This window comes from Dehalobacter sp., from assembly GCA_023667845.1.
Lineage (GTDB): Bacteria > Bacillota > Desulfitobacteriia > Desulfitobacteriales > Syntrophobotulaceae > Dehalobacter.
This window is the reverse complement of sequence record JAMPIU010000050.1, coordinates 16509-32161: the sequence shown is the minus strand read 5'-3', so window position 1 is coordinate 32161 and position 15653 is coordinate 16509. Positions and strand designations below refer to the sequence as shown.

Here is a 15653-nt window from a genome sequence, read left to right as displayed (position 1 = left end):
CCATCCCTCCCGAAACCGATTCACGAAGGTAACGCTGAAGCCTCCATTATATGCTTATAACAAAACAATTATACCTGAAATGCACAAATAGCGTCAAGATGAAGATTGGCGGGATATGGCAGATTAAGTCTGATTTCTCTGTCTCCGTACCTCATACATGATGATGGATCCGGCTACGCTGGCATTCAAAGATGAAATTCTGCCACACATTGGTAAGGATATAATTTCATCACAGGTTTCCCGGATCAGTCTACCGAGTCCCTTATCCTCTCCGCCAATGACGATGACCCTTGGCCCTTTCAGTCCCGCCTGATAGATATCTTTGCCGCCGGCTTCCGCACCGGATACCCAGCAGCCCTCTTCTTTGAGATATTTCAGTGTCTGGACAAGATTGCTTACTCTGGCCACAGGCACATATTCCACAGCTCCGGCCGACGTTCTGCCGACAGCAGGTGTGAGTGCGGCACTTCTTCTTTTTGGAATGATCACCCCATGAACACCCGCTGCATCGGCAGTCCGAAGAAGAGCTCCTAGATTATGCGGATCCTCGATCTCATCCAGAACAAGGATAAATGGATCTTCCCCTTTTTGCCTTGCTATCTCCATAATATCGGATGGTTCTGCATATTCTTTGGCAGCAGTAAATGCCACCACTCCCTGATGCTTTTCTCCGGCAGTATATTTGTCCAGGACAGTATTCTCCACAAATTGGTACGGTATGCCACGCGTTTTAAGCAGATGCAGGATGTCCGAATTTCTTCCCTGCCCCTTTTCATTTTTGACCAGCACTTTATTTACCGGATTCCCGGATTTGATCAGTTCGGTCACAGCGTTGCGCCCGCACACAATATTTTCTTCCAAAGCCGGTTTCTCCTTTCGAAAGTTTGCTCGTAGCATACTAACCTCTAAAATTTGTATATTACGACGTTCACTTTCTTACATATTTTACAACACTGTACTGAATGTCATTATAAGTTTGCAATTCACCCTCGGACTCAACTCTCCAATTGTCATCTTCATCGACATTCCTAAGATGCTTATCCGCAGGGAATGTGTGCCTGATTTTTGTCACATACAGTTCATTCAGATAGGGCATGAGCAGCTGAAAAAGTGATTCTCCGCCAATCACACAGATATCGTCCGAAGGGTATTTTTTCAGCTCCTGAAGCAGGTCCTCCAGCGAATGGCAGATTATAACTCTGTCGTCCTGAAAATCCCTGTTTGTACTCAGGACGATATTGGTTCTGTCCTTCAAAGGTTCTTTCCCTGGCAATGATTCATAAGTCCCTCTGCCCATGACCGCAACCTTGCCGAGGGTCATCTGCTTAAAAAACTTCATATCTTCCGGAATTCTCAGCAGCAGGTCTCCTTTATAGCCAATACCCCAGTTTTGATCTACCGAAACGATTGCTTTCATTCCTTAGCCCCCTGAAAAATTTCCAGATCGACGCAACAAATCATCTGTGGATAATAAAATGCTGCATGTGAATCGCAGCCGTTACTTTTGCCTGAAACAGAACAGATCTCTTACTTCCTGCTGTTTGCCGCAGGTCATCTTCCCTTCATGGCATTTGCTGACCAGACAGGGCGGCAGTGCTTTTTCATAGAGTACACCGGATAATTCTCTGAGGATCTTCAGTTTCTTGACAGCGAGCTTTCTGATTTCCCACTGGGCGTTTAGGCAGGTCCTTTCCGAGAGCATCTGATTGTCTATCCTCGCATTTGTGGACATAATCATTTTTAAAAGCTGGCAGTTCAGGATAAACGGCATAGCTTTGCCCAGCCCCAATTTTTGATAAATCTCCCTGGAAAATGTCCGATAGGCTTCCGTCAGATTTAAGAACTCCTCCAAAAACGGAGAATCGCGAATGCTGTCCGGAACGATTACCGGTCTTTCTGTATCGCTGAAAAGGTTACTGAAGTCTTCCCGGAACATTTCCGGCAGACGATGACGGACCTGCTGGTGATACGTCACCAAGGAACACATCATCCCAAAAGTGGTCCGGACCTGTTCGGCAATACTTTCATGACCGTAACCAAGCACTCTCTGGACAATTTCTTTCGCCTTAACTGGAGCTTCCTCCCCCCAGGACAGCAAAACCTCGGAAGACGCCCTGCTTTGGGTGCTGGTCAGAGCGCCCAGACCAGCCTTAATGTCCAAATCCTGACAACTGGATAATAAGATGAGGTCATCTTCGGGATTAATTCTCGCCAAATCTGTCCGATAGAAGTCCTCAATGATTGTTAATTCTGCCGTACTGTCATAGTCATCGGAGAACAGCACGCGTAATTCAGCCGGAAGGAAGGCTTCCAGCTCATTTTTCAGGGTCTCGAATATCCCTTCATATTTCCTGTCATTGAATAAAAGAAAGAACTCCCATAGTTTGTCCCCGGACATCGAAACGGATAGATTCGTCTTTGCCGCGAGCGGCAGTATATAGCGGGCATCTTCAATCGGAATCGCGTAAAGGTAATGCTCAGGCTTAGGTCTCCCTTTAAACCCGCCTTCCTTCAGTGCACACATTCTGGTATACAGATCCAATGCTTGCTGCCCGAGCTCCAAGGCTCTGTGGCAATCTTCAGGCGGTAGGTCAGGAAAAGCAAACGCGTCCTGATCAAGCGCCACATATCTTTGACTTTGTTGGACATAGGATGCTTTCAGCTCACAGAGCAGCATGCTCTGAACCCGGTTGATACCTTCGGCAACAAAGAATATATTGGCCGTTTTCAGAACTTTCTTTAGTTCCGTGGCGGATATCCCGCTTAAATGACTCCGTTTAATCCAGGCTGCGACTCGGTCCAGTCCGGTATGTTCAAAGTTCGTGATCTTCATGTTTCGACTCCCCCCGTTTCCCGGTTTCTTCGGGTAAAGTACCTCTTTCTGTTTTCTTGCTATTTTCTGTCGCCATTGTCTCAAGAATCCCGTCTATGTTGTTTAGAACCGCGCCCATCCGAGTATTTTTGCCAGTAATATGCCAGTAGCCGATAAGCGCTTCGAAGGCTGTAGAATGCCTGTAGGTGACAACATCAACACTACGTGGATAGTGGCCCTTCGCATTCCGACCCCTCAGAACAACCTCTGTTTCCGTTTCATCCAGTTCGTTCATGAGATGCCTCAGAATACCTGCTTGCGTTTTGGCCTGTACATAGAAAATAGCCCGCTTATGCATGAGTTGTACCTTGGCAATGTCCTGCTCCAGAAGATGCTTGCGTACCCATAATTCGTAAACGGCGTCACCTATATAGGCAAGCAGCAGGATATTAATATCCTGCCACCGTTTATTGATTTGTACCGACCAAATATCCGGCATGCCGTTATCCTGTTCAGGTTCGTTTTGCTTAGGCAAATGTTATCATCCCTTAACTATTTCAAATACCAGCGGGCACCCTCAGGGGTATCTTCAATCACAATCCCAATTTCTTTAATCCTGTCCCTGATGAGATCCGCAGTCGTCCAGTCCTTGTTCTTACGGGCATTGGCCCTGATCTCCATCACAAGCTCCATGACCTGGGCCAGTTTTCCGGAATCCTCCTGTAAAACTTCAGCCTCTGCTTCCAGATCAAATCCAAGTATCCCAGCCAGCTCTATCAAAGTCTGTGCTGCTTCAGCCAAAGGTTCAGTCTTAATAGAAACTTTGGCAAGGTACGTATTGATTCCTTTGGCCAGCTCGAATAAGGCTGCATAAGCCTGGGCCGAATTAAAATCATCGTCCATAGCCTGTTCGAAAGCATTCCTGGCCTCCAGACTGGCCTTAGCCATTTCATCATCCGCCTTCTGGTTCCGGTTCACAGCAATGATACCGAACGTCATGCCCTCTTTACCCTGTGCTTTGCCCAGGGCTTCTTTGGCCAGACGCACGCTGTTTTTCAGGCGGTCCAGTCCTTTTGAGGCCATGACCAGCTTCTCATCATCAAAATCCAGCGGACTGCGGTAGTGTGTTCCGAGCAGATAAAAACGGATAACATCTCCCGGGAATTTTTCGGTAACATCTCTGACCAGAAAGAAATTCCCCAGCGATTTGGACATTTTCTCCTGATTAATAGTAATAAACGCATTATGCATCCAGTACCGCGCAAACTGCTGGCCCTCCAGACAGCCTTCGGACTGCGCAATTTCATTCTCATGATGCGGAAAAACCAGGTCGCCTCCGCCCCCATGAATATCAAACCCAGGCCCGAGGTATTTCAAGGACATCGCTGAACATTCAATATGCCAGCCGGGCCTTCCTTTACCCCAGGGGCTCTCCCAGAAAGGTTCTCCCGCTTTGGCTTTTTTCCATAGCGCAAAATCCATTGGGTTATGCTTCTTGTCATCCACCTCTACACGTGCTCCGGCCTGCATATCTTCAAGCGTCCGGCCGGACAGCTTGCCGTATCCAGGGAATTTGTCGACAGCAAAATAGACATCCCCGTCAATATTATAGGCTAAGCCCTTTTCCTCCAACCTGCGGATAATGTCAATCATCTCCGGGATATGTTCCGTGGCTTTCGGGTGGATATCGGCAGGAAGAATATTCAAAGCCTTGGCATCCGTAAAGTACTCATTAATATATTTGCCGGCCAGCGCTATCGGGTCACAGTCTTCTTCAGCTGCCCGGTTAATAATCTTATCATCGACGTCGGTAAAATTCTGGATATACGTAACGTCAAACCCTTTATGGATCAGGTAGCGCCTGATCATATCGAATACTACCAGCATCCGGGCATTTCCCAAATGGAAATAATTATACGTCGTAGGGCCGCAGGCGTACATTGAAGCCTTTCCCGGTTCTCTCGGAACAAACGCTTCTTTGCGGCGTGTAAGTGTATTATATAGTCTAATCGCCATCACGATTTCCTCCTTGTACTTACTTCGAGTAAGCAGCCGTTTTCTCCAATCGCCCGTAAATATTTTCTTTACCCAGCAGTTCCATGATCCGGTCGAGATCCGGGCCATGCATCTGCCCCGTAAGCGCAATCCTAACCGGCATAAATACATCCTTGCCTTTCAGGTTAAGTTCTTTGGTGATCTCTTTTAATATGCTCTTGGCTGCCGGTGCGTCGAGCAGCGCGGCTTCCCGGACCTTGGCTGCAAAAAGCTTCAGCACTGCCGGTACGGTATCTGCCTTCATAATCGCTTCAGCTTCCTCCGTCAGCACATCAATTTCTGTTCCAATAAAATAATGAATATAGGACTTAACCTCGCTTAAGCAGTTGATTTTTTCCTTGACGGCGTCAATAAAGCCGGTCACCCACTGCTGTTCGGCCAAAGAAAGCTCATTCGGAAAAAGTCCTTTTTCTCTCAAAAACGGCAGCACCAACCGGGCAAGGTCTGCCGAAGCAGTCTGTTTCAGGTAGTGCGCATTGATGTAGTTCAGTTTATTCAAATCAAAAACTGCCGGGCTCTTTGATACTTTTTCCAATGAAAATTCTTTCTTGAGTTCTTCGATCGTAAAAAATTCCTGCTCACCGGAAGGCGACCAGCCTAAAAGTGCGATAAAGTTCACGACGGCCTCTGGCAAATACCCTTTATGGAAATAATCCATGACAGCAGTATCCCCGTCCCGTTTGCTCATCTTCCGCCCTTCAGTATTCAAAATCAAGGAGATATGGGCAAAATCCGGTACTTTCATTCCAATGGCCTCATAAATTAAGACCTGACGCGGTGTATTGGATAGATGTTCTTCTCCTCTGACGACATGCGTGATGCCCATCAGGACATCGTCGATGACCACGGCATAATTGTATGTTGGGATTCCATCTGATTTGACAATGATATAATCCCCGATGCCATTACTTTCAAAAACGACTTTCCCTCTGACCAGGTCATTGATCACGATATCCTGGCCTTCCGGCACTCGGAAGCGGACAACAGGTTTCCTTCCTTCCGCTTCATAAGCCTGGCGTTGTTCTGCGGTCAGCGTCCGGCATTTTCCGAGATAGCGCGGGGTCTCCCCACGGGCACTCAGCTCCTGACGCTCCTGTTCCAGTTCTTCTTCCGAACAGTAGCACAGGTAAGCATGTCCGCTCTGAAGAAGCTTATCCGTGTATTCACGGTATGTATCGAGCCTTTCCGTCTGCCTGTAAGGGCCGGAATCTCCGCCGGCGTCTATCCCCTCGTCCCAGGTGATCCCCAGCCAGTGCAGCGCTTTCATGATATCCTGTTCCGATTCCCGGCTCGACCGTTCCAGGTCGGTATCCTCTATCCTAAAGACAAAGGTCCCACCTTTGCCTCCTGTAAACAAATAATTAAAAAGAGCTGACCTTGCTCCTCCGATATGCAGGGGACCGGTCGGGCTTGGAGCAAACCTTACTTTCACCGTCATAATCGACATAACCTCATTTCTACTTCGTACTGCTTGTCTTCATCAAGTATTAATAAAATACAAGATATAAAAAAATAAAAATAATAGCGTTTAATATTATATCAGGTCATACAGGCAAAAGACAAACGATTGCCTGGGAACTGATTCCTTCTTCTCTGCCCTCGAAGCCCAGGTACTCCGTCGTCGTTGCTTTGATCGATATACAGTCCGGACTTGCGTTCAGAATCTCAGCAAGATTCCTTCTCATCTGCGCAATATAAGGCAATACTTTCGGTTTTTGAGCAACAATAATACTATCCAGATTCCCAAGCCTGTAGCCTTCGCCTTGCGCAAGCTTTACAACTTCAGCCAGCAATGCCAGACTGGAAATGCCCTTGTACCGGGCATCGCTGTCGGGAAAATGTTTGCCAATATCACCAAGCGCACAAGCCCCGAGAATCGCATCCATTACGGCATGCGTCAGAACATCCGCATCAGAATGCCCCAAAAGTCCTTTGTCATGGGGAATTTCTACTCCGCCCAGAATCAACGTCCGTCCCTCAACCAGTGCATGGACATCGTAGCCCAGTCCCATCTTCATTTGAGGCACCTCTCTTCTTCTGTGCAGGATGGACTCCGCCCAAAGCATATCTTCAGGCGTGGTCACCTTGATATTCTCGTAACTGCCTTCAACAACCCTGACCGGTAAGCCCTGCCACTCAAACAGAGAAGCATCGTCCGTGGCCAGGTACTGCTGTTCAAAGGCAAGTTTGTGTACTTTTTCTAAAAGGTTCCGGTTAAAAATCTGCGGTGTCTGAATCGCCCGAAGCTGTTCCCGCGGGGGTGTTTCCATAACTTGGCCCTGAGTATCCACCTTTTTCACAGTATCTTTCAAAGGTACAGCCATGACAGCCGCTTCAGAGTCAGCCGTTTTTTCAAGAAAACGGTTCAGATCATCCAGTGTTAATAAGGGTCGGGCACCGTCATGGACGATCACGCTGTCCACTTCAGGACTTAAGGACTGAAGCGCCCGGTAAACGGATTCCTGCCTTTCGGCGCCTCCCTCAACCACTGCCGTCACCTTTTTCAGGTTGTATTCTTCCATCAATTTTTTAATTGTCAAAATATCTACCCTTGCCGCAGGAATAATGATTTCTTTAATTAGCGGACAAAGTTCCAGCGTTTTTAGAGTAAAAACAAGGATAGGGGTCCCGGCAAGTTCAAGCAGAAGCTTGTTGCCTTGACCCCCCATCCTTTTTCCCCGCCCGGCGGCAGGTACAATAGCCGCAATATTAGCCGAATGCATTAAACTCATGGGAAAACTCCTCAGATGATTTTTCCTGCATCCCTTTGGGTTTAGCAAAGATCATCCTACCCGCGGCAGTTTGCAGAACAGTCGTAACCAGCACGGTGGTCTGTTGCCCAATGTACCTGCGTCCTCCGTCAACGACAACCATCGTTCCGTCATCCAGATAAGCTACGCCCTGTCCAGCCTCTTTTCCTTCCTTCATAATCTGAATATACATCTCTTCGCCCGGAAGGACAACTGGTTTCACAGCATTGGCCAATTCATTGATATTTAAGACTTTTATCCCCTGAAGCTCGGCCACTTTGTTCAGGTTATAATCATTGGTCAATATCGGTGCGTCCAGAATATTCGCCAGTTTGACAAGTTTACTGTCCACTTCAGCGATGTCTTCAAAATCACCTTCGTAGATCTCGACCTTGATGACCGATTCCTTGGAAATCTGATTCAAGATATCAAGTCCTCTCCGACCCCGGTTTCTTTTCAGGGCGTCTGAAGAATCGGCAATATGTCTGAGCTCTTCCAGAACAAAACCAGGAACCAGAAGAACCCCATCTATAAAGCTCGTTTTGACAATATCCGCAATTCTGCCGTCAATAATCACACTGGTATCAAGCACTTTATAGCCTGCAGCAGCGGACTGCTTCCCGTGCCCCTTATCTTTATTCTTTTCTTTTTCAGCACGTTCCCCTTTCAGTTTGGGTAAAAAGTTGAAAAATCCAAGAATATCATCCTTGCGCGTGATCCCAATAATCAAGCCGACGTAGCCAAGTAACAAGCTGACGACGACAGACAGAATTGGGCCGAGAAATGGAATACCCACAAAAGTAATGCAAATCAGGCGGGCAATCAGCAAACCGACAATACCCCCAAGTGAACCTCCGACCAGATCGTGAATCGGCATGCGGGTAAGTCTGCTTTCCAGCCATTTGACAAGGCCAATAAAGACTTTCATACATACAGGGGCGAGAAAGAAACCAAAAGCAGATAACACAATAAAAATAATAATATAAGTCCAGTATAAGTGAATCTCAAAACCTAATGTCTGACTAAGCTGACGAATATCGACAACCTTTAATAACAAGTAATCTACGTAAATTCCTGCTGCACCGAACAGCAGCGTAATGATGCCGCGAACAATTTTGCTAAGCATCAAATTCACCTCCCTTTTTCTATATTTTGGCTAAAAACAATTCTGTTTATACCAGGAGCCTGAAATTTTCCTAATCTGTCCCTATGAAATTGTTTAGCGGTATTTTCCCCTGTATCTCATCATTATATCAGGTTGTATTTCTCTTTCAAAGTAAACGACAAATTATTTCAATATATCTTAATTCAAGAAATATTTCCCGATTTGATGAAATTGACAACAGCTTCTGATGCTGTCTATAATGAAATTGGCAGAAAGGAAGTGTATGTACTATGAGTCCAATCAATAATGATTTTCAAGAAACGGTTGATGCTATGCTAATTCGACACCAAAGCATCTTGGATATTTTATCAAAAGGACAAGAGGCTTCTTCCCGGGTAAACAGGGCTATCACGAAGGCTGTAACTTCTTGCGGCTGTGTCTCAGTGGATGCCCACAAAAGTCTAATTCCGGAAAATGCTACCATATCAGATCTTAAGTTTCTCCTGAACAGTCATCTAGAAGGAAACCTTTGTTCCAACTGCCGTGAAGTTGTCGAAACCGAACTGGGAAATCAGCTTTTTTACATCTCAGCTCTTGCCAATATTCTGGGCTTGTCTGTAAACGAAATCCTGGAAAAGGAAGAAAGCAGACTCAAAACACTTACAGTTTTTAATTTTAGATAGCCGAGCTTAAAAGAAGATTAAAGAATGCGGAGATATTTTCTGTCATTTTGTATATTTGTATATCAGTTACTAATGCCATATCAGTGATGCCTTGGAATGACTGCCGTGGATGTCTTTTGACATCCTTTTTTATTTTGGTATCAAAATTATCTAAAAAAGAAAATCCAGCACTTCCTCAATGTTCTTAACCGGAATGATCCGGCAATCGGTCCTCCCGATACTGTCTGCATTGACTTCTGGTACCAGGCAATTTCGGAAACCAAATTTTTCCGCTTCTCTGATCCGCTGCTCAATATGAGAAACCCCTCTAATTTCTCCGGTCAGACCGAGTTCCCCGATTAAGGCCATATTTCCAAGCGGCTGATCTTTAATTCCCGACATCACAGAGGCGATGACGGCAAGATCCGCTGCCGGTTCATCCACATCGAGACCCCCGGCAATATTGACAAAAACATCCCGGGCGCCAAAAGCGTATCCGGCCCGTTTGTCCAGAACTGCCAGAAGCATCAGCAGGCGGTGGTAATCCATCCCGTTTACGGTTCTTCTCGGCGGCGTGAAGATGGACGATGTTACCAAAGCCTGGACCTCCACTAAGAGCGGCCTTGTTCCTTCCATTACGACAGCCACCCCGGAACCAGCGGATACCTGTGTATGATCGCCCATAAAAAACATGGAGGGATTTGTAACATCAGCTAGACCGCAGCCCCTCATTTCAAATACCCCAATTTCGTTGGCCGGACCGAAACGGTTTTTAACTGCCCGCAGCAGACGGAAAATATGGTGCTGATCTCCTTCAAAATACAGGACCGTATCGACCATGTGCTCCAGAACCCTGGGCCCGGCAATCGCACCCTCCTTTGTAATATGGCCGGCCAGGAAAACCGTAATCTCATTTTCTTTGGCCAGTTTCAACAAGAAAGAAGCCCCTTCTCTGACCTGGCTGACGCTTCCGGGTGCAGACTGGACGTCTTCGAGCAGCATCGTCTGAATTGAATCAATAAAAATGACTTTATAGCCTTTGTTCAGTACCTCCGAACGTACTGCTTCCAGGGAATTATCGGCGAGTATATGTACCCGGGAAGAAGAAAGTTCCATTCTGTCAGCCCTGAGTTTGATTTGCCGTGCAGACTCCTCTCCCGACACATAAAGCACATTTTCCTTCCGGGAAAGATATTCTGCCATTTGCAGAAACAGCGTGGATTTGCCGATTCCAGGCTCTCCGCTTAAAAGAACAAAAGATCCTTCGACAACCCCTCCCCCAAAAACCCGGTTAAGTTCCTGACTTCCGGTATCAAGTCTCTGCCCTTCCATCGTTTGGATTTCAGTCAGAGGGATCGCCTGAACGATCCCTCTGTTTTCTGTAGGTTTGGATTTTTCTACGCGTTCCTCAATCAGTGTATTCCATTCACCGCATCCGGGACACCTTCCGAGCCATCTCGCGCTTTCCTGCCCGCATTCCCGGCAATAGAACTTCGTCTTTGGGCCTGCCAAAATTCCTTCCCCCTTAGACCTTTTCCAGTTTCTTTCTGCCCTTTTTCTTGACGGCAGCGGGTTTCACAAAAACGACTTCTTTGTCGGAAAGTTCGACCTTAATCGTATCGCCTGCGTTATAAGTTCCTTCAAGAATCTTTTCAGACAAGGGATCCTCAATCATTTTTTGGATGGCCCTCCGTAAAGGACGCGCCCCATAAGTCGGATCATTACCCTCTTCTGCCAGATGCTCCAGAACCTCATCATCCAGGACCAGTTCAAGCTCCTGCTCTTTTAGTCGTTTGCTGACATCCTTGATCAGGATTTTTGTAATCTTCACAAGATCGTCTTGCTTGAGCGGATGGAATACCACCATTTCATCCACTCTGTTCAAAAATTCCGGACGAAAAGTCTTCTTAAGTTCCTCCATGATCCTGGAACTCATGGATTTATATTCGCTTTCTTCGTTTCTTCCGGAGACAAAACCCAGAGATTCTTTTTTGAGGAAAGAAGCTCCGACGTTGGACGTCATAATCAATACGCAGTTGCGGAAATCCACAAGCCTTCCCTTAGAGTCCGTGAGCCTGCCGTCTTCCAGTACCTGCAGCAGAATATTAAACACTTCAGGATGGGCCTTCTCTATTTCGTCAAACAGAATGACGCTGTATGGTTTCCTGCGGACCGCCTCCGTAAGCTGACCACCTTCATCATGACCGACATATCCCGGAGGCGAACCTACCATCCTGGATACGGCATGCTTTTCCATATATTCGGACATATCAACTCTTATCAGCGAATTTTCATCCCCAAACAGAGATTCAGCCAAGGACCTCGCCAGCTGGGTTTTTCCGACTCCTGTCGGTCCGAGGAAGATAAACGAACCAATGGGCCGCTTAGGGTCTTTGAGTCCCGCCCTGGCCCGTCTGATCGAACGGGCAACAGCCGTGACCGCCTCATCCTGTCCGATCACGCTCTCATGCAGAAGGGATTCCAGTTTCAAAAGTCTGAAGCTTTCTCCTTCTTCAAGTTTATTCACCGGGACTCCTGTCCAGCTCGATACGATTCCGGAGATATCCTCTGGCCCCACGACCATCCGGTCCTTGTCTCGGCTTTCCTCCCAGTTCTTACGAATCTCGCTGAGCTTTTCGCGTTTCTTTTGCTCTTCGTCTCTGATTTCGGCGGCTTTTTCGAATTCCTGCCTTTTTACGGCTGCTTCTTTTTCTTTCTTCAGATTTTCGATTTCTTCCTCCAGCTCTTTCAAATCCGACGGTGCCGTAAAACTGTGAATGCGAACTTTGGATGCAGCCTCATCAATTAAATCGATGGCTTTATCAGGCAAAAATCTGTCGGAAATATACCTGTCGGACAAGCGCGCTGCCACATCAATCGCCTCATCGGATATCTTCACCCTGTGATGGGCTTCATACTTGTCCCTTAAGCCCTTCAGAATGGCCACGGTTTCCTCAACTGTAGGCTCTCCTACCTTAATCGGTTGAAAACGTCTTTCCAAGGCTGGATCACGTTCAATATGCTTACGGTATTCATCGAGCGTCGTTGCTCCGATACATTGCATTTCTCCTCTGGCCAGGGCCGGTTTCAGAATATTGGCTGCGTCAATGGCTCCTTCGGCAGCCCCCGCTCCGATCAGCGTATGGAGTTCGTCGATGAAGACGATCACGTTGCCCGCCAGCCGGATTTCTTCCATGACTTTTTTCATTCGCTCTTCAAATTCACCGCGATATTTTGTCCCTGCTACCATCGAAGAAAGATCGAGTGTCACAACCCGTTTATCGGCAAGGATCTCCGGCACTTGGTTGTTGACAATCCTTTGGGCCAAACCCTCGGCGATGGCCGTTTTTCCGACCCCGGGTTCTCCAATCAATACAGGGTTATTCTTCGTCCGGCGGCTCAGCACCTGAATGACTCTTTCAATTTCATTTCCCCGACCGACGACGGGGTCAAGCTTCCCTTCAGCGGCCATAACCGTCAAGTCCCGTCCGAACTCGTTTAAAGTCGGTGTTCCGCCTGCCTGTCCGGGTTTGCTGTTATTCGCAGCGGCACTTCCGGGCATTGATGTACCTTCGGTTTCTCCTCCCAGGAGCTCTACAACCTGCTCCCATATTTTTTCCGGACTGATCTTAAGATCCGCCAGGACTCTCGCAGCAATTCCTTCTCCCTCAATGATCAGGCCAAGCAGAATGTGCTCGGTTCCGATATAATTGACCCCCTGGCGTTGAGCCTCTTCGGTGGCAAGCTGAATCACGCGCTTCACTCGCGGAGACAATCCGACCTCTCCACTGATAGGGGTTCCTACGCCAATGATCTGGGTAATCTTTGCGCTTACCTTGTCAGGAGCCAATCCAATCCCGGTCAGCGCCTTCGCGGCAACTCCTTCTCCTTCTTCAATCAAAGCCAAAAGAATATGCTCAGTCCCTATAATCTTATGGCCCATGCGTTTGGCAATCGCCTCAGCAAGCATAAATACTTTTTCTGCCTTTTGCGTAAATTTTCTTGACATTCTGATCCTTCCTTTCCAAACTTATCGGCGTTTAATTTACATTCTCACTCATTTTGTGATGGTAGATTCCACGCACAAAATTAGCTCTTTCTGCGTTAATATGATAAGCATCCAGCTGCTTATTGAGATTATATTGCAGACATCCCTGCATTGAGTTGATCAAGACAGACACGAAACCTGCAGAAACTCTAGACAAAATGCCCATATCAATGCCCAGCCGGTCCTCCGATAGAAGTGAATAGATCTCTTCCGTTTCAAGGATCCTGACATTTTCCAAAGTCCCCCGGGCCCTCCATACTTTGTCTTCGACGATAAGCGGAGATTCTTTGCGAACAACTTCCCGCATCTGGACTTCCCGTTCCATCAGCTGCCGCGTCACCGCATCAAGATGTGCCAAGGTGTCCTCTTCACTCTTACCTAACGTAACCTGGTTGGATATCTGAAAGATATTTCCGAAGGGCCTGGAGCCTTCACCGTACAGGCCGCGTACTGCCAACCCAAGCGAAGTCAGGGCACCCAGAACCTGCTGGACCTGATTGGTCAGCACCAGGGCCGGCAAGTGAACCATTACGGATACTCTCAGGCCGGTTCCAACGTTGGTGGGACATGTCGTCAAATAGCCAAGCTTTTCTTTATAAGCAATATCCAGATGCGCTTCCAGATAATCATCGACCAATCCTGCAAGATGCCAAGCTTCCCTCAGGCTGTTCCCCGGCATCAGCACCTGAATTCTCAGGTGATCTTCTTCATTGACCATGACTGCAATTTTATGGCTTTCGGACAAGGCCAGACCGCGTGCATATTCAGTCTCGTTAAAACCCGGGCTGACCAGATGCTTTTCAATCAGTACCTTCTTCTCCACCGGAATAAGCATTTTCAATGGAATATAAACAAGCTTTTCCCCTTCAGCGGTAAAACCGTCCAGAACGCTGGAAATCTGTGCTTCAATTTTTTCGGCATCATCATAGGACATGACGTGAGGGAAAGGATTGTCCGCGATATTTCTGGCCAATCTGATTCTGGAACTCAATACAATCGGAATGTCCGGCGTATCCTTCATCCAGAAGCTGTCTTTGGCAAGCAGTTCCCGATAAGTCATTTGCTCTCACCTCCGACAGTATTCTCCATTTCTTTAATCCGGTCTCTTAATATAGCTGCCTCTTCAAACTTTTCTGCTTTTACTAGCTCCAAGAGTTGTTCTTTCAATTTGACTATTTCCTGTTTGTTTCGGAACGAAGCGCCTCGTCTTACCGGCACTTTCCCGACATGCATCCCTCTTCCATGGATCCGGCGCAGGAGCATTTCCATTTGGGGCTCGAATTCATCGTAACATCTGCTACAGCCCATTTTCCCGGCTTGCTGTATCTGGGAAAAAGTTCTTCCGCACCCGGGACATTTTCCGGGCTGGCTGTCTACGATCGTCTGATCATACTGTCCTGCCGGATTTACCCCAAATAATGCCTGTAAAAAATCCGATACCATTCCAGGGTAGAGATTGAAGCCGGTACCAGGCGCTTTCTGCGCACATTCCTGGCAAAGATGAAGCTGCGCCGCCTGTCCATTAATGATTTTGGTCAGATGAACCACAGCCTCCCGTTGTTGACAGTTCTGACAAAGCATTGCTATCCCCCCGATCAATCATTAACATCGTCCCGGCACATATTCGCCAGTATTTCTTTCATCATACGGGCCCTAAGCGTAGAAGGCAAATTCGTCACTCCAACCAAAAGCCGGTCGGCAAAAATCGTTTTTACCAAGATTGCTTCTCTTTTGGTGAACAGATCTTCTTCTCTGAGTCTGTCCACAAGATTGTTGGCCCGATCCTGGGAAAGGTCATCCCCGATGAGTTCCGACATGAGTCTCTGGAATTTACCCTCAGGATCAAGTCCCAGCCTAACAATCCTTAAATAACCGCCGCCGCCTCTTCTGCTTTCAACAAGATAGCCGCGTTCTGCAGTAAACCTCGTTGTAAGAACATAGTTAATCTGGGAAGGAGCACATGAAAAGAAATCAGCAAGATAACCTCTTTGCAAGACAATGTACCCAACTTCGGCCTGCTCTATAATCTTTTTGAGGTACTCCTCGATTCTGTCCGCCAAATTACTCATCGTCATCCATCCTTATTTCAATGTTGACCTTTGCTGACTTTATGACCTTTTTTGACCTTTGTAACTATTTTAACCCTTTTTGATCATTTTGAAAACTATTTTATTTAAAAAAACCTATCCAAAGATAGGTTTTTATACTCGCTGACTACAAA

General features: G+C 47.1%; 14 protein-coding genes and 1 pseudogene. 1 reads left to right on the top strand and 14 read right to left on the bottom strand.

Annotation, left to right across the window (positions count from 1 at the left end; genetic code table 11):
- Window positions 1-123: 123 nt before the first annotated feature.
- The 9 genes and pseudogenes from rlmB to NC238_02275 all read right to left on the bottom strand — a co-directional run bounded on the left by rlmB (window position 124) and on the right by NC238_02275 (window position 8743).
- Window positions 124-861, bottom strand: a complete 738-nt coding sequence (gene rlmB, locus NC238_02315; protein MCM1564791.1) for a 23S rRNA (guanosine(2251)-2'-O)-methyltransferase RlmB — start codon at window positions 859-861, stop codon at window positions 124-126.
- Window positions 862-928: 67 nt separating this feature from the next.
- Window positions 929-1417 carry a dihydrofolate reductase gene (locus NC238_02310; GenBank protein MCM1564790.1) on the bottom strand — a complete coding sequence of 163 codons (489 nt, stop codon included), beginning with the start codon at window positions 1415-1417 and terminating at the stop codon, window positions 929-931.
- Window positions 1418-1498: 81 nt separating this feature from the next.
- Window positions 1499-2833 (bottom strand): FAD-dependent thymidylate synthase, encoded by a 1335-nt coding sequence (locus NC238_02305; protein MCM1564789.1) that lies wholly within the window; start codon window positions 2831-2833, stop codon window positions 1499-1501.
- A complete protein-coding gene (locus tag NC238_02300; GenBank protein ID MCM1564788.1) occupies window positions 2814-3347 on the bottom strand; it encodes a hypothetical protein in 534 nt (177 codons plus the stop codon). Before NC238_02300 ends, NC238_02305 begins: the two co-directional genes overlap by 20 nt.
- 17 nt (window positions 3348-3364) lie before the next feature.
- Window positions 3365-4828, bottom strand: a complete 1464-nt coding sequence (cysS, locus tag NC238_02295; GenBank protein MCM1564787.1) for a cysteine--tRNA ligase — start codon at window positions 4826-4828, stop codon at window positions 3365-3367.
- Window positions 4829-4847: 19 nt separating this feature from the next.
- On the bottom strand, window positions 4848-6305 hold the full coding sequence (gene gltX / locus NC238_02290; protein MCM1564786.1) for a glutamate--tRNA ligase: 1458 nt from the start codon (window positions 6303-6305) through the stop codon (window positions 4848-4850).
- 106 nt (window positions 6306-6411) lie between these two features.
- On the bottom strand, window positions 6412-6885 hold the full coding sequence (ispF, locus tag NC238_02285; protein MCM1564785.1) for a 2-C-methyl-D-erythritol 2,4-cyclodiphosphate synthase: 474 nt from the start codon (window positions 6883-6885) through the stop codon (window positions 6412-6414).
- An 81-nt stretch (window positions 6886-6966) separates the two neighbouring features.
- Window positions 6967-7536 (bottom strand): annotated as a pseudogene (gene ispD, locus NC238_02280) (2-C-methyl-D-erythritol 4-phosphate cytidylyltransferase).
- A gap of 40 nt (window positions 7537-7576) precedes the next feature.
- Window positions 7577-8743: a PIN/TRAM domain-containing protein gene (locus NC238_02275; protein MCM1564784.1), complete on the bottom strand. Its 1167-nt coding sequence runs from the start codon at window positions 8741-8743 to the stop codon at window positions 7577-7579.
- A gap of 269 nt (window positions 8744-9012) precedes the next feature.
- Between NC238_02275 and NC238_02270 the strand changes: the two genes are divergently transcribed.
- Window positions 9013-9405 (top strand): DUF1573 domain-containing protein, encoded by a 393-nt coding sequence (locus NC238_02270; GenBank protein ID MCM1564783.1) that lies wholly within the window; start codon window positions 9013-9015, stop codon window positions 9403-9405.
- A gap of 150 nt (window positions 9406-9555) precedes the next feature.
- On the opposite strand, the gene radA is transcribed toward NC238_02270, so the two are convergent.
- The 5 genes from radA to NC238_02245 are packed head-to-tail and all read right to left on the bottom strand — an operon-like array spanning window position 9556 to window position 15507.
- Window positions 9556-10896 carry a DNA repair protein RadA gene (radA, locus tag NC238_02265; protein ID MCM1564782.1) on the bottom strand — a complete coding sequence of 447 codons (1341 nt, stop codon included), beginning with the start codon at window positions 10894-10896 and terminating at the stop codon, window positions 9556-9558.
- A gap of 13 nt (window positions 10897-10909) precedes the next feature.
- On the bottom strand, window positions 10910-13393 hold the full coding sequence (locus NC238_02260) for an ATP-dependent Clp protease ATP-binding subunit (GenBank protein ID MCM1564781.1): 2484 nt from the start codon (window positions 13391-13393) through the stop codon (window positions 10910-10912).
- Between the two features lie 31 nt (window positions 13394-13424).
- Entirely contained in the window at window positions 13425-14492 is a 1068-nt protein-coding gene (locus NC238_02255) for a protein arginine kinase (protein ID MCM1564780.1), read from the bottom strand.
- On the bottom strand, window positions 14489-15013 hold the full coding sequence (locus tag NC238_02250) for a UvrB/UvrC motif-containing protein (protein ID MCM1564779.1): 525 nt from the start codon (window positions 15011-15013) through the stop codon (window positions 14489-14491). Before NC238_02250 ends, NC238_02255 begins: the two co-directional genes overlap by 4 nt.
- Before the next feature lie 14 nt (window positions 15014-15027).
- The gene (locus NC238_02245; GenBank protein MCM1564778.1) at window positions 15028-15507 is read right to left on the bottom strand and encodes a CtsR family transcriptional regulator; all 480 of its coding nucleotides are present in this window, start codon (window positions 15505-15507) and stop codon (window positions 15028-15030) included.
- Window positions 15508-15653: the final 146 nt, after the last annotated feature.

Bases quoted from the DNA above. Each gene is read 5' to 3' on its own strand.
- NC238_02310 (MCM1564790.1), bottom strand. From the start codon at position 1,417: ATGAAAGCAATCGTTTCGGTAGATCAAAACTGGGGTATTGGCTATAAA.
- NC238_02305 (MCM1564789.1), bottom strand. From the start codon at position 2,833: ATGAAGATCACGAACTTTGAACATACCGGACTGGACCGAGTCGCAGCC.
- cysS (MCM1564787.1), bottom strand. From the start codon at position 4,828: ATGGCGATTAGACTATATAATACACTTACACGCCGCAAAGAAGCGTTT.
- gltX (MCM1564786.1), bottom strand. From the start codon at position 6,305: ATGACGGTGAAAGTAAGGTTTGCTCCAAGCCCGACCGGTCCCCTGCAT.
- ispF (MCM1564785.1), bottom strand. From the start codon at position 6,885: ATGAAGATGGGACTGGGCTACGATGTCCATGCACTGGTTGAGGGACGG.
- NC238_02275 (MCM1564784.1), bottom strand. From the start codon at position 8,743: ATGCTTAGCAAAATTGTTCGCGGCATCATTACGCTGCTGTTCGGTGCA.
- NC238_02270 (MCM1564783.1), top strand. From the start codon at position 9,013: ATGAGTCCAATCAATAATGATTTTCAAGAAACGGTTGATGCTATGCTA.
- NC238_02260 (MCM1564781.1), bottom strand. From the start codon at position 13,393: ATGTCAAGAAAATTTACGCAAAAGGCAGAAAAAGTATTTATGCTTGCT.
- NC238_02255 (MCM1564780.1), bottom strand. From the start codon at position 14,492: ATGACTTATCGGGAACTGCTTGCCAAAGACAGCTTCTGGATGAAGGAT.
- NC238_02250 (MCM1564779.1), bottom strand. From the start codon at position 15,013: ATGCTTTGTCAGAACTGTCAACAACGGGAGGCTGTGGTTCATCTGACC.
- NC238_02245 (MCM1564778.1), bottom strand. From the start codon at position 15,507: ATGACGATGAGTAATTTGGCGGACAGAATCGAGGAGTACCTCAAAAAG.